The organism is Clavibacter michiganensis (assembly GCF_002151125.1).
GTDB lineage: Bacteria > Actinomycetota > Actinomycetes > Actinomycetales > Microbacteriaceae > Clavibacter > Clavibacter michiganensis_C.
The window spans coordinates 325,997-339,372 of record NZ_MDJZ01000017.1; the positions used below are offsets into that span (position 1 = coordinate 325,997).

The 13,376-nt window shown below is 74.6% G+C and carries 15 protein-coding genes; 10 read left to right on the forward strand and 5 right to left on the reverse strand.

Going from position 1 to position 13,376, the window contains the following annotated elements; translation table 11 throughout:
• Positions 1-4 precede the first annotated feature (4 nt).
• The 4 genes from BFL37_RS13530 (at position 5) to BFL37_RS13545 (ending at position 3,255) form a co-directional block, all read left to right on the forward strand.
• On the forward strand, positions 5-208 hold the full coding sequence (locus BFL37_RS13530; protein WP_043583726.1) for a hypothetical protein: 204 nt from the start codon (positions 5-7) through the stop codon (positions 206-208).
• 148 nt (positions 209-356) lie between these two features.
• Positions 357-1,082 (forward strand): hypothetical protein, encoded by a 726-nt coding sequence (locus BFL37_RS13535; RefSeq protein ID WP_086515609.1) that lies wholly within the window; start codon positions 357-359, stop codon positions 1,080-1,082.
• Positions 1,083-1,237: 155 nt separating this feature from the next.
• Positions 1,238-1,960 (forward strand): deoxyribose-phosphate aldolase, encoded by a 723-nt coding sequence (gene deoC, locus BFL37_RS13540; RefSeq protein ID WP_086515610.1) that lies wholly within the window; start codon positions 1,238-1,240, stop codon positions 1,958-1,960.
• Positions 1,960-3,255: a M18 family aminopeptidase gene (locus BFL37_RS13545; protein ID WP_086515611.1), complete on the forward strand. Its 1,296-nt coding sequence runs from the start codon at positions 1,960-1,962 to the stop codon at positions 3,253-3,255. Before deoC ends, BFL37_RS13545 begins: the two co-directional genes overlap by 1 nt.
• An 88-nt stretch (positions 3,256-3,343) precedes the next feature.
• Here the strand turns inward: BFL37_RS13545 and BFL37_RS13550 are convergent, their stop codons facing one another.
• Positions 3,344-4,057, reverse strand: a complete 714-nt coding sequence (locus BFL37_RS13550; protein WP_086515612.1) for a DUF305 domain-containing protein — start codon at positions 4,055-4,057, stop codon at positions 3,344-3,346.
• Positions 4,058-4,112: 55 nt separating this feature from the next.
• Between BFL37_RS13550 and BFL37_RS13555 the strand changes: the two genes are divergently transcribed.
• The 3 genes from BFL37_RS13555 to BFL37_RS13565 all read left to right on the forward strand — a co-directional run bounded on the left by BFL37_RS13555 (position 4,113) and on the right by BFL37_RS13565 (position 6,088).
• Positions 4,113-4,763 (forward strand): dienelactone hydrolase family protein, encoded by a 651-nt coding sequence (locus BFL37_RS13555; protein ID WP_086515613.1) that lies wholly within the window; start codon positions 4,113-4,115, stop codon positions 4,761-4,763.
• A 100-nt stretch (positions 4,764-4,863) separates the two neighbouring features.
• Complete coding sequence (locus BFL37_RS13560) at positions 4,864-5,283, forward strand: DUF4383 domain-containing protein (RefSeq protein ID WP_086515614.1); 420 nt, start codon at positions 4,864-4,866, stop codon at positions 5,281-5,283.
• Positions 5,284-5,404: 121 nt separating this feature from the next.
• Positions 5,405-6,088: a hypothetical protein gene (locus BFL37_RS13565; RefSeq protein ID WP_086515615.1), complete on the forward strand. Its 684-nt coding sequence runs from the start codon at positions 5,405-5,407 to the stop codon at positions 6,086-6,088.
• Between the two features lie 31 nt (positions 6,089-6,119).
• Here the strand turns inward: BFL37_RS13565 and BFL37_RS13570 are convergent, their stop codons facing one another.
• On the reverse strand, positions 6,120-7,421 hold the full coding sequence (locus tag BFL37_RS13570) for an ATP-dependent DNA helicase (RefSeq protein ID WP_086515616.1): 1,302 nt from the start codon (positions 7,419-7,421) through the stop codon (positions 6,120-6,122).
• Between the two features lie 131 nt (positions 7,422-7,552).
• Between BFL37_RS13570 and BFL37_RS13575 the strand changes: the two genes are divergently transcribed.
• Complete coding sequence (locus BFL37_RS13575; protein WP_086515617.1) at positions 7,553-8,572, forward strand: hypothetical protein; 1,020 nt, start codon at positions 7,553-7,555, stop codon at positions 8,570-8,572.
• Positions 8,573-8,702: 130 nt separating this feature from the next.
• Positions 8,703-9,125, forward strand: a complete 423-nt coding sequence (locus BFL37_RS13580; RefSeq protein ID WP_086515618.1) for a VOC family protein — start codon at positions 8,703-8,705, stop codon at positions 9,123-9,125.
• 24 nt (positions 9,126-9,149) lie between these two features.
• On the opposite strand, the gene BFL37_RS13585 is transcribed toward BFL37_RS13580, so the two are convergent.
• Genes BFL37_RS13585 through BFL37_RS13595 form a run of 3 tightly spaced genes read right to left on the reverse strand, consistent with a single transcriptional unit; the run spans position 9,150 to position 12,173 of the window.
• Complete coding sequence (locus BFL37_RS13585; protein ID WP_086515619.1) at positions 9,150-10,019, reverse strand: ABC transporter ATP-binding protein; 870 nt, start codon at positions 10,017-10,019, stop codon at positions 9,150-9,152.
• Between the two features lie 19 nt (positions 10,020-10,038).
• Positions 10,039-11,118: a FecCD family ABC transporter permease gene (locus BFL37_RS13590; protein WP_086515620.1), complete on the reverse strand. Its 1,080-nt coding sequence runs from the start codon at positions 11,116-11,118 to the stop codon at positions 10,039-10,041.
• Positions 11,115-12,173 carry a FecCD family ABC transporter permease gene (locus BFL37_RS13595; RefSeq protein WP_086515621.1) on the reverse strand — a complete coding sequence of 353 codons (1,059 nt, stop codon included), beginning with the start codon at positions 12,171-12,173 and terminating at the stop codon, positions 11,115-11,117. The genes BFL37_RS13590 and BFL37_RS13595 overlap by 4 nt, the downstream gene beginning before the upstream one ends.
• Positions 12,174-12,267: 94 nt before the next feature.
• On the opposite strand from BFL37_RS13595, the gene BFL37_RS13600 reads away from it, so the two are divergent.
• Positions 12,268-13,272, forward strand: coding sequence for an iron-siderophore ABC transporter substrate-binding protein (locus tag BFL37_RS13600; RefSeq protein WP_086515622.1), 1,005 nt, complete (start codon positions 12,268-12,270; stop codon positions 13,270-13,272).
• Positions 13,273-13,376: the final 104 nt, after the last annotated feature.

Genomic DNA, 13,376 nt, shown 5'->3' on the forward strand with positions numbered 1-13,376 from the left:
GGTCATGACTGATTCGACGTACACCGCACAGCTGGTCGGCCCCGACGGCACGGAGGAGACCGAGGTCGAGCTCATCAACGGCGAGCCCGTGAAGAGCTTCGTCCGCGCCACCTCGCTCAGCGAGGAGGAGGTCGTGTGGGAGCTCGACGCCGACGCCGACGGGTACGTCTACCGTCCCGCGGGCATCCCGGGCGCCGACTACTCCTGATCCGCGGCTGGACCACGGCCCCTCGCACGCGAGGGACCCGGGTGTCCACCCCCGACCTTTCGTACACGAATGGTCGGGGGTGCGCGTAGCGTCCGAGGCACGCCGGGTGGGGATCCCCGTCCGGCGGAGACGCACGGAAGGAACCACCATGAGCACCCCGGACACCCCGCGTCACGACGCCTCCGACGACGGGCGCGACCGCGTCGGCCGTGACGACCGTCGTCATGGCGATGACCGTCGCGACCACGTCGACCGCGATCCCGGCGCCGTCCCCGCCGGCGCCGTCCCCGCCGCCGGGCACGACTCGCTCCGCCAGGACGTCCTCGCCCGCGAGAAGGACCGCTTCGGCGGCATCAAGTTCGGGTCCGCCTTCTTCGGGTGGCTCACCGCGACCGGCACGGCCGTGATCCTCACGGCGCTCGTCGCCGCGACGGGCGCCGCCGTCGGGCTCGGCCAGGCCGGCGGCGACACCGGCCAGGCCGCGGACGCCGCCGCGCAGAACGCCGACACCGTCGGCTGGGCCGGCGCCATCGCCCTCGCCGTCGTGATCCTCATCGCCTACTACTGCGGCGGCTACGTGGCCGGCCGCATGGCCCGCTTCGACGGCGCCAAGCAGGGCCTCGCCGTGTGGCTGTGGGCCGTCGTCATCGCGATCGTCGTGGCCGTGGTCACCGCGATCGCCGGCTCGCAGCTCGACGTGCTCGGCAACGTGAACGCGTTCCCGCGCATCCCGGTCGGCGAGGGCGACCTCACGGTCGTCGGCATCGTCACCGCCGTCGCGGTCGCGCTCATCAGCCTGCTGGGCGCCGTGCTCGGCGGCCTCGCCGGCATGCGCTTCCACCGCAAGGTCGACCGCGTGGGCCTCGGCCGCTGATCCGCAGCTGACCGCCTCCCGGAGCGGCCCGTCCTCACGCGAGGGCGGGCCGCTCCGTCGTCGGGGCTGGAGCCGTCGGCGTCCACGCCCCCGACCGGCCGCGCCGCCACCCCCGCCGTAGGATCGAGGCCCAGCGTCCACGTGAGGAAACCCGCATGAGCACCAGCCCGTCCACGCCCGCGACCGACACGGCCGCGATCGCCCGCATCATCGACCACACGCTCCTGAAGCCCGAGGCCACGCGCGCCGAGGTCGCCGCGCTCGTCGCCGAGGCCGTCGAGCTCGGCACCTACTCCGTGTGCGTCTCGCCGTCGATGCTCCCGCTCGAGGTGCCCGCGGGATCCGAGCTCAAGGTCGCCGTCGTCTGCGGCTTCCCCAGCGGCAAGCACCACAGCGAGGTCAAGGCCGCCGAGGCCGCGCTCTCGATCCGCCAGGGCGCCGACGAGGTCGACATGGTGATCGACGTGGGTGCCGCCCGCGAGGGCCGCTTCGCCGACGTCGAGGCCGACATCCGCGCCGTGCGCGAGGCCGTGCCCGCGCCGGCCGTGCTCAAGGTGATCATCGAGTCCGCCGCGCTCGACGACGACCAGATCGTCGCCGTCTGCCAGGCGGCCGTCGCCGCCGGCGCCGACTTCGTCAAGACCTCCACGGGCTTCCACCCCACCGGCGGCGCCACCGTGCACGCGGTCGAGCTGATGAGCCGCACGGTCGACGGGAAGGCCGGCGTCAAGGCGTCCGGCGGGATCCGCACCCACGAGACCGCCGTGCAGATGATCGAGGCCGGGGCCACCCGCCTCGGCGTCTCGGGCAGCGCGGTCGTGCTCGCCGGTCCCGTGCAGACGCCCGAGAACGGCGCGCTCGGATCGAGCGGCTACTGATGACGGCGGACCGCCGCGCCCACCTCGCTGACCTCGGCCGCTACATCCAGGCCTCCCCCTCCTCCTTCCACGCCGTCGCGGAGGCCGCACGCCGCCTCGACGCCGCGGGCTTCACGGCCCTCGACGAGCGCGACGCCTGGCCGGTCGAGGCCGGACGGCGCTACGTCGTCCGCGACGGCGCCATCCTCGCCTGGATCCAGCCCACCGGCGCGCACGCCACCACGCCCTTCCGCGTGGTCGGCGCCCACACCGACTCCCCCGGCTTCAAGCTCAAGCCGAAGCCCACCATCGGATCCGACGGCTGGGTCCAGGCCGGCGTCGAGGTCTACGGCGGCCCGCTCCTCAACTCGTGGCTCGACCGCGACCTCGAGCTCGCCGGCCGCCTCGTCACGCGCGACGGCCGCCGCCACCTCGTCCGCACCGGCCCGCTCCTGCGCTTCCCGCAGCTCGCGGTGCACCTCGACCGCGGCGTCAACGCGGAGGGGCTGCGGCTGGATCCGCAGCGCCACATGTCGCCGATCCTCGGCACCGGCTCCCCCGCGGACGCCGACGTGCTCGGCCACCTCGCGCGCCTCGCGGGGCTGGCGGCCGACGACGTGCTCGGCTACGACGTGGGCGTCGCCGACACCCAGGCGCCCGGATCCCTCGGCCTCGACGGCGAGCTCTTCGCCGCCGGCCGCATGGACAACCTCAGCTCCGTGCACGCGGGCCTCGCCGCGCTGCTCGAGCTCGCGGCCGCCGCGGACGACGACGCGGACGCGCCCATCGCGGTGCTCGCGGCCTTCGACCACGAGGAGGTCGGATCCGCGACCGCGTCGGGCGCCGCCGGCCCCGTCCTCGAGGACGTGCTCGGCCGCATCTCCGCCGGGCTCGGCGCCGGCTCGGAGGAGCGCCGCCGCGCGTTCGCCTCCTCCTGGTGCCTCTCCGCCGACGCCGGCCACGCGGTGCACCCGAACCACCCGGACCGCCACGACCCGGCGAACCGGCCCGTGCCGAACGGCGGCCCGCTGCTGAAGATCAACGCGAACCAGCGCTACGCGACCGACGGCGTGGGCGCGCGCGAGTGGGCCCTGGCCTGCGAGCGCGCGGGCGTGCCGTTCCAGGAGTTCGTCTCCAGCAACGCGGTGCCGTGCGGCTCCACCATCGGGCCGATCACGGCGACGCGGCTCGGGATCCGCACGGTCGACGTCGGCATCCCGCTGCTCTCGATGCACTCGGCCCGCGAGCTGTGCGGCGCCGACGACCCGGGGCACCTCGCCGCCGCGGCCGCCGCGTTCCTCCGCCCGACCGGCTGAGGCGACGCCACCGCACCGCACGCACGCACGCACGCACGACCGAGGGCCCGACGCGATCCGCGCCGGGCCCTCGGTCATGCTGCGGGGATCAGCCCCCGAACGACGACAGCAGCGCCCGCATCTTCGTGAGCTGCTCGCCCTGCGCGGCCGACATGGCTTCGGCGAGTCCCAGCGCCTCCGTCGAGGTGCCGAGCTGCGACTCCCCGTCGGCCAGCTCGATCCCGGCCTGGTGCCGGGAGATCATCCCCTGCAGGAACAGCCGGGCCGCATCCGTGCCGGACGCCGCCTTCAGCACCTGCAGCTCGGAGTCGAACGCGGTGTCGCTCATCGCCTCGATGTCGGCCTCGGACGCGGCGCCGCCCTCCGTGCCCTCGGCGCTGCCGTCCTCGGATCCGCCGCCGGCCGCGACGCCGCCCGCCTCGTCGCGGTCCTCGGTGCCGTTCGCGCCGGATCCGCCCTCCTCGCCCGACCACTCCTCGGCGAGCTGCGCGAGCGTCCTGGCCTGCGGGCCCTGCTCGTCGCGGATCTGCACGGCCAGCTCCTCCGCTCCCGGCGGCAGGTCCTGCACCTCGAGCGCGGCGACGGCGAGCTCCACGGATCCCGCGGCGTGGTCGCCCATCTCCTCGGCGAAGGAGAGGTCGGCGCGGTTCCAGCCCTGCGACTCGGTCTCCGAGGGAGCGGCCGCGTCGGCGCTCGGGCTGGCGGCGTCCTCGGGGGTGCGCGGCGGAGTGGAGCAGCCGGCGAGACCGGCGGCGAGGACGATGGCGGTCGTGGCGGCGGCGAGGCGGTAGCGGTATCCCATGCGACGATCCTCCTCCACGGCGCGGCGTGTGACGGCCCGACGATAGGTTCTCCCCATGCCCGAGATCGTCGACCTGCCGCATCCCGGCGTCACGCTCGAGTTCGGCGAGCCCGGGAGCCCCGTCGTCGTGCTCGTCCACGACGACCACGGGCGCCTCCCCTGGCTCGACCAGTACGCGCTCGCGCTCGCCCGTGCCGGCTTCCACGTGCTCGTGCCCGACCTCTACGACGGCCGCGCCACCCTCGACGACGGCCTCGCGGAGGGCCTCGCCGCGCAGCTCGACGTGGGGTTCGCCCTCGGCACGATCCGCGACGGCATCGACTCGGCCCGCGCCCGCGGATCCCAGCGCGTCGGCCTCGTCGGCTTCGCGCCCGGCGGGTGGCTCGCGCTCCTCGAGGCGCAGGACGGCGGCGCGGACGCCGTGGTCGCCTACTGCGCGAGCCTCGGGCCGCAGGAGCACGGCGTCATCCCGTGCGCGGTGCTCCTCCACCTCGCCGAGCACGACGACTGGATCGACGACCAGCGGCCCGAGGCGTTCATCGGCCGCCTGCGCGAGCACGGCACCCCCGTCACCTCGCACACCTACCCCGGCACGTACCCCGTGTTCCCGAACGCGAGCCTCCGCGACCGGGTCGATCAGGGCGCCGCGGCCCTCGCGTACCGGCGCACGGAGGCCTTCCTCCTGGATCATCTGGGAAACCCGTGACCGTTCAGTGCCGCGTCGTCACCAATCCGGGCGCGGAGGCGGTACGAATGGAGAGAGCCTGGGAATGTCCCGGCTCTTCCCTACCAGTGGAGGCACCATCATGAGCTCGTCCCCGAACCGCCTGCTCGGCACCGTCTTCGGCGCCGTCTACGTCCTCGTCGGCCTACTCGGCTTCCTGTTCCCGCCGCAGAGCGGCGGCTTCTTCTCCTCCGACGGCGGCCTGCTGCTCGGGATCTTCATGGTGAACCCGTTCCACAACGTGGCCCACCTCCTCATCGGCGCGGCCCTCCTCATCGGAGGCCTGTCCAGCGTCGCGTCGGCCAAGGCCGTGAACTCCACCATCGGATTCGCGTACCTCGCGCTCGGCGTCGTCGGCTTCTTCCTCGTGAACACCGACTTCAACATCCTCGCGCTCAACACCGCGGACCACTTCCTGCACCTCGGCAGCGCCGTCGTGCTGCTGATCGTCGGCCTCGGCGCCGAGAAGGGCGTCCGCAACCGCGCCGCCCGCGCCGCCTAGGCAGCACCACCGCCGCGCCGCTGCAGCGGGCGCGTCCGCATCACCGCACGATCGCATCACCGCACCACAGCACGCAGCACCGCATCACCCGCGGCGCCCGGGACGACGAAGGGACCAGCACGTGTCACTGCTCATCCGCCACTGGCTGGCCCTCGCCGCCCTGGGCGCCGCGCTCATCCACCTGGCCGTCGGCGCGGGATCCCCGCCCGCGGCCATGGTGGCCCTCCTCCTCATCGGCCTCGCCGAGGGCGCCTGGGCCGTCGCGGTCCTCCGCTCCGACCGCCTGCCCGCGCCGGGCTGGGCCGTCGTCGGCGCGCTGGTCCCGGTCGCCGGCTGGGCCCTCCTCGTGACGGCCGCGGTCGTCATGTCCGCCCCCGGCATCACGAGCGACCTGCCCGCGATCCCCATGCTCGCCGCCACCCTGCTCGACCTCGTGGTCGCCGCGGTCGTCGGGCGCCACCTCCGATCCCGCGCCGAGTCCGACGCCCAGGCCGTGTGCACGGCCGTCGAGGCGACGTTCCCCGCGGAGGCCGCGCTCGTCGGATCCGGCGCCGCCCGCCCCTCCGACGGGTCCGCCATCCCGGCGGCGGCGACCGCGTCCGTCGCCCCCGCCGCCCGGACCGCCGCGGCGCCCGAGCCCACCGGCGGCCGCTACCTCGTGGGCGTGCTCGTCGGCGCCTTCGTCGTCGCCGGGCTCGTCACGCCCGCCCTCTCGCTCACGCGCGCCGGCGAGTTCGCCGTGCCGCACGGCCAGCACAGCACCGTCGACCTCGACGGCATCCAGGGGGAGCACTCCGGCCACTGAAGCCGGGCGGGCGGCCCGCGGGAGGGTCGCGTCAGCTCGCGGGCGCGACCGCCGGTGTCACGCGGATCCGCGTCGCCTCGCTCATGAACCGCCGCACGTTCTCGTCGACGATGATGTCGCCCGGCCGCAGCGGCCGCGTGAGGTACAGGCCGCCGATGTCGGTGATCCGGCTGAGCGCCACGTACGTCTGCCCCGGGCTGAACACGCGCGCGCCGAGGTCGACGATCGCCCGGTCGTAGGTCTTGCCCTGCGACTTGTGGATGGTGACCGCCCACGCGAGCCGCAGCGGGAACTGCGTGAAGTCGGCCACCACGTCGCGCCGCAGCTGCTTGGTGGTGGGCGAGTACGAGTACTTGTGCTTCTCCCACGTGACCGGCTCGACCTCGTGCACGACGCCGTCGAGCTCCACGTACACGTTCGTGTCGATGCGCGTGACGACGCCGACGGATCCGTTCACCCAGCGCTGGTCGACGTCGTTGCGGAGGAACATCACCTGCGCGCCGATCTTGAGATCGAGCTTCTCGTCGGCCGGGTAGGTGCGTCCGCCGAAGTCGCCCGTGACGTCCGCGGTGGCGGTGAGCGACTTGCCCGGCAGGCGCTTGAGGGCCTCCGCGTTGATCCGGTTCACGGTGTCGTTGCGCGTGGCGAGCGTGATGGCGCCGTCGGTGGGCGCCGGCCGCGCGCCCGCGGCGTTGAGGACGCCCGCGATCTCGGCCGTGACCCGCCCGTGGCGCACGGCGTTCAGCATCTCCTTGAACGCCTCCTCGTGCTGCCGGTGGATCTCGGTGAGCTCGTAGATCCGCAGCTGCGCCTCCTCCCACACCTTCGCGTCGAAGAACCACATGGAGCGGTAGCGGTCGGCGAAGTAGGCGCGCTCGTCGCCGTCGCCGGGCACGGGGGCCAGCTGGTAGGGATCCCCGAACAGCACGACCTGCACGCCGCCGAACGGCACGTCCTTCTTGTGCCGCGCCTGGCGGAGGCTGCGGTCGATGGCGTCGACCAGATCCGCGTTGACCATGGAGACCTCGTCGATGACGAGCGTGTCGATGGTGTTGAGGAGCTTCCGCAGCTCGCCGGTCTGCTCGATCTCCTCGTCGGCGATGACGCCGATGGGCAGCTTGAACAGCGAGTGGATGGTCTGGCCGCCGACGTTGAGCGCGGCGACGCCCGTGGGCGCGCAGATGACGATCTGCTTCTCGGTGTTCCACGACAGGTGCGTGAGGAGGGTCGACTTGCCGGTGCCGGCGCGGCCCGTGACGAAGATGTGGTCGCGCGTCCCCTCGATGGCCTGGAAGACCGCGGCCTGCTCCGGGGAGAGGGGGACCGTGCTCACGCGGGGCTCCTGGCGGGTCGGGGACGGGAGGGTGCGCGTACGGCGGCGGCGGGCGCCGCGTGATGCGCACTCGAATCTACCCCGGCGCCCGGCCCGGGAGACGTCGATGCCCCGCCCGTAGGATGATCCGCATGCCGAGCCCCGCCGTCGACGCGCGCGGCGAGCTGCGTCGGGCCGTCGTCGTGTGGTCGCTGCTCGCGGCCCTCCTGGTCGGCGCGTTCCTCGGCACCGTCGGCGCGCTCAACCAGGGCACCTTCAGCGCCCACGGGTTCGTCCGCTCCTACCTCGACGCCCTCGCTCGCGAGGACAGCCGCGACGCGCTCTCCACGCCCGGCGTCACGCTCCCGGACGCGGGCAGCCGCGCCCTCCTCGACGCCCGCGCGCTCCCCGGCCTCACGGACGTGGAGCTCGTGTCGGACGAGCCGGCGGGCGGCGGCGAGCGCGCGGTCACGTACTCCTACACGCTGCCGTCGGGGCCGGGATCCACCGAGTTCCGCGTGCGCGAGACCCCGGCCGCCCTCGGCCTCTTCGCCCGGTGGGAGTTCGCGACGAGCCCGGTCGCCTCCGTCGACCTCGAGCTGCGGCACGCGTCCACGTTCACGGCCAACGGGCTGGCCGTCTCCGCGACGCCGGGCGGCGAGGCCTCCGAGGGCGCGGGATCCACGTACCTCGTGCTCGCGCCGGCGTCCCTCGCGCTCGACCACGCGTCCCAGTACCTCCAGGCCGAGGACGCCGAGGTCGCCGTCACCGAGCCGGGCAGCGTCGTGCCCGCCCGCGTCGACGCCGAGCCGACCGACGACCTCGTCGCCTCCGTGCAGTCCGAGGTCGACGCGTACCTCACCGAGTGCACGACGCAGGCGGTGCTGTACCCGTCCGGCTGCCCGTTCGGGAAGACCATCCGCGACCGGATCACCGCGCCGCCCGTGTGGAGCATGACGGCCCTGCCGGAGATCACCCTGCAGCCCGCGAGCGACGACCCCGCCGACCTCGACTGGGTGGTGCCGCCGACCGTCGGCACCGCGCACATCCAGGTGCCCGTCCGGTCGCTCTACGACGGCAGCGTGAAGGACCTCGACGAGGACGTGCCGTTCAGCGTGAGCTGGCGCGTGAGCGTGGACGAGACGTCGGGCGTGCGGATCCAGGGGCTCTAGCCGCGAGTCGCTGTCCGCTCGCGGCCACCCTCACGCGGTGTCACGGTGCGATGCCGGGGCGGCAGGGCCAGGATCGGGATCCATCAGGGTCCGTGCGACCGCGGGGATCCGTCACCCGAGGAGCGCCCCCATGTCCGCGATCATGACCCCGTACCTGTCCTTCCGCGACCAGGCGGCCGACGCGCTCCGCTTCTACCGGGGGATCTTCGGCGGCGAGGTCGAGACGACGACCTTCGGCGAGGGCGGCATGGCACCCGATCCGGCCGAGGCCGACAAGGTCATGCACGGCCGGCTGGACTCCGCCGCGGGCTTCGTGCTGATGGCGTCGGACACCCCGGCGTCGATGGGCGTGCCGAGCGGATCCGCCATCACGCTCTCCCTCTCCGGCGACGACGAGCCCGTGCTGCGCGGCTGGTGGGACGCGCTGACCGCCGACGGCACGGTGGTCCTCCCCCTCGAGGTCGCTCCGTGGGGCGACCGGTTCGGGATGTGCACCGACCGCTACGGGATCGACTGGATGGTGTCGATCGCGCAGCCGGCGGCCGCGGCCTGATCGCGCGCCGCCGGGCGGCCGCGCTCAGGACCAGCGGCCGCCGCGCGGGACGATGAGCGGCGTGTGCGAGACGGGATCGTCGATCACGAGGCAGGGCAGGCCGAAGACGTCCTCGACGAGCTCCGCGGTGACGATGTCGCGCGGGGCGCCCGAGGAGATCACGCGGCCGTCCTTCATCACGATGAGGTGGTCGGCGTAGCGCGCGGCGTGGTTGAGGTCGTGCAGCACGGCGACGATGGTGCTGCCGTCGCGGTGCAGGTCGGCGAGGAGGTCGAGCAGCTCGATCTGGTGGGCGATGTCGAGGAACGTCGTCGGCTCGTCGAGCAGCAGCACGGGCGTCTGCTGGGCGAGCGCCATCGCGACCCACACGCGCTGGCGCTGGCCGCCGGAGAGCTCGTCGACGTGGCGGGCCGCGAGATCGGCGATCCCCGTCGCGGCCATCGCCTGCTGCACGGCGTCCTCGTCGGTGGGCGTCCACTGGCGGATGAGGTTCTGGTGCGGGAACCGGCCGCGCGACACGAGGTCGGCCACCGTGATCCCGTCGGGCGCGATGGCGCTCTGCGGGAGGAGGCCCACGATCCGCGCGACCTCCTTGGCCCGGTACGACGTGAGCGGTCGGTCGTCGAGGAGCACGCCGCCCGCGGTGGGCGCGAGCAGGCGCGCGAGCGCGCGGAGCAGCGTCGACTTGCCGCACGCGTTCGGGCCGACGATCACGGTGAACGAGCGGTCGGGCACGGCGACGTCGAGCCCCTCGGAGATCACGCGCCGGTCGTAGGAGAGGGTGACGCCCTCGGCGCGCAGGCGCGGGGCCGCGGGCGCGGCAGGCGGGGCGGGCGGCGGTGCGGCGGCGGCCGGCGCGGCGGTGGCGGTCTCGTCCACGGGTGGACCTCCCATCGGGTCGGGGCGGGCGGCGTCAGGCACGACGCGCCGCCTCGCGGATCAGCAGCGCGATCAGGTAGGCGCCGCCGACGACGACCGTGACGATCCCCACGGGCACCGTCCCCGGCAGCGCGTGCTGGGCGGCGGAGTCGGCGGCGAGCAGCAGCAGGCCGCCCGTGAGCGCGGCCGGCACGAGCGGCAGGCCGGCGCTGCGGGTCAGCCGGCGGGCGATCTGCGGGGCCGCGAGCGCGACGAACGCGATGGGCCCGGCGGCGGCGGTCACGATCGCGGTGAGGGCGACCCCGAGGATCAGCAGGGCGAGGCGCGTCGGCTCGGCGCGCACGCCGTGGGCGCGCGCGGCGTCGTCGCCGAGCTCGAGCTGCCGCAACGGCGCGGACAGCAGCAGGATCGCCGGCGCGAGCACGAGGAGGGCGACGAACGCGGGCAGCGCGCGGTCCCAGCCGACGAGCGCGAGGGATCCGGCACCCCAGATCGACGCGGCCATCGCGACCTCGGTGCCGGCCTTCAGCAGCAGGAACGTGTTGACCCCGTGCAGGACGGCCGTGACCGCGATGCCCGTGATGATCAGCCGGAACCCCTGCACGCCGCCGCGGTACGCGAGCAGGTAGACGACGAGCGCCGTGCCGAGCCCGCCCGCGAGCGCCCCGACCGCCGTGGGCAGGAACGACGCGCCCGCCAGCGTCGTCACGATGAGCGCGCCCGTGTAGGAGCCCGTCGAGAACCCGATGATGTCGGGCGATCCGAGCGGGTTGCGCGTGAGCGACTGGAAGACGGCGCCCGCGACCCCGAGCGCGGCGCCGAATGCGAGCGCGGCCAGCACGCGCGGCAGCCGCCACTCGACGACGATCGTGGTGGCGAAGGAGCCGTCGGGCAGCGCGATGGCGCGGATCACCTCGGGGACCGTGAGCGGGAAGTCGCCCGTGCCGAGCGCCACGAGCGCGAGCGCGACGATCGCGACGGCGAGCGCGGCGCCCACGAGCACCTCGCGGCGCTGCAGCCGGATGCCGACGACGGGCAGGCGCACGGTCCCGGGGATGCGGGCGCCGGGGATTCGGGCGGCGGGTCGGCGGCCGGCGCGGGCGGGCGCGCTCACAGCCCCGACGCCCTCTGCCGGCGCACGAGCAGGATCAGCACGGGCGCGCCCAGCACGGCCGTCACGATGCCCGCGGGCAGCTCGGCCGGCCGCAGCACGATGCGGCCCACGATGTCGGCGGCGAGCAGCAGCACAGGCGCGAGCACGATCGTGTACGCGAGGATCCAGCGCTGGTCGGGCCCCACGATCCAGCGCGCGATGTGCGGGATCATCAGCCCGACGAACGCGATCGGCCCGGCCATCGCGGTCGCGCCGCCCGCGAGCAGCGTCACGGCGACGACGGCCACCGCCCGCACGACCACCACGTTCGCCCCGAGGGACCGCGCCAGGTCGTCGCCGAGCGCGACCGCGTCGAGGCTCCGGGCGATGACGGCGGCCAGCAGCACGCCCGCCCCGAGGAAGGGCGCGACCGGCAGGAGCGCGTCCCAGCCGCGGTCCTGCAGCGAGCCCGACTCCCACGCGCGCATCGCGGTGAAGCCCTGCGGGTCGGCCAGCAGCATCCCCGAGGTGATCCCCGCGAGCACGGCACCGAGGGCGACGCCGGCGAGCGTGAGGCGCACGGGATCCCCGCCGCCGCGCCCCGCGGATCCCACGACGTAGACCACCACGGCCGCCACGAGCGCCCCGGCGAAGGCGAACCAGAGGTAACCGCTGACGGCGGTCACGCCGAGCACGCCGGTCGCTATGGCCACGGCGAACGCCGAGCCGGCCGTCACGCCGAGGATCCCGGGATCCGCCAGCGGGTTCCGCGTGACGGCCTGGATGAGCGCGCCCGCGACCCCGAGCGCGAGGCCCGCGGCGAGGCCGACGAGGGTGCGCGGGATCCGGAGGTCGAGGATCACCACGAGCTCGGCCGGGTCGCGCGGGCGTCCGGCGAGCGCGTCGACGACGGCGCCGAGCGGGATGTCGCGCGAGCCCACGGCGACGCTCGCGAGGCACGCCAGCACGAGCACGCCGAGCGCGAGTAGGAGGCCCGCCGAGCGCGAGAGCCCGCTCCGCGCCCGGCCCTCGGGGGCGTCGGGGGCGGAGGCGCGCGCGAGGACCCGGAGCGACATGGCGCGGCCAGCCTACCGTGCCCTTAGGTTAGGCTGCCCTTGCCTGACGGGATCCACACCGGACCGTCACCCCACACCCGAGAGGCCCCGCACCATGAGGTTCCCCACCACCGGCTCCGCCGTCGTCGCCCTCGCGGTCGCGACGCTCGCCCTCACCGGATGCACCGCCTCCTCCGACCCGGGCGCCTCCGCCCCGCCCGCGTCCGGATCCGCGACCGGCGCCTTCCCGGCCACCGTCGACACCAAGTTCGGCGAGGTGACCGTGCCGAGCGAGCCGAAGCGCGTCGTCGCCCTCGGCTGGGGCGACGCGGAGACCGCGCTCGCGCTCGGCGTGCAGCCCGTCGGCGCGTCGGACTGGCTCGGCTTCGGCGCCGACGCGGACGGCGTGGGCCCGTGGGCGCAGGGCCTCTACACGGAGGAGCCGCAGCTCATCGAGACGCTCGAGCCCTCCTACGAGGCGATCGCGGCGCTGAAGCCGGACCTCATCCTGGACACGAAGAGCTCCGGCGACCAGGACCGCTACGACCGCCTCTCGCAGATCGCCCCCACCATCGGCGTGCCCGAGGGCGCCGACAGCTACCTCACCGACATGGAGGACCAGGTCGACATGGTCGCCGAGGCCCTCGGCCGCGAGGACCAGGGCGACGCCCTCCTCGAGGCCGTCGACCAGCGCTTCGACCAGGTCGAGGCCGCGCACCCCGACTGGGAGGGCAAGACGGTCACGGCCGCCACGAAGACCAGCGAGGGCTGGGGCGCCTACGTCGAGGGCAGCGAGCGGGTCGCGTTCCTCGAGCGGCTCGGCTTCGCGCAGAGCCCGACCATCGCGGGGATCCCCGCGAACGCCGGCGGGTTCTCGGTCGACATCTCCTCCGAGCAGCTCGACCTGCTCGACTCCGACGTGATCGTGGCGTTCCCCATCTTCATCGACAAGTCCGTCATCACCGACGACCCGCTGTGGCAGGCGATCCCCGCGGTCGCCGCCGGCCACTCCATCGTCCTCGACGGCGACGTCTCGTCGGCCTACTCGATCGGCACCACGCTCGCCACCGGGTACGCGCTCGACCAGCTCGTCCCGCTGCTGGAGACCGCCACGTCCTGACCCGGCATCGTCTCCACGGCAGAGGGCCCGTCGCGCACGCAGCGCGGCGCGCCCTCGTCGTCCCCGGCCGCGGCATCACGGGCCGCGGAGCCCCGGCACCGCGG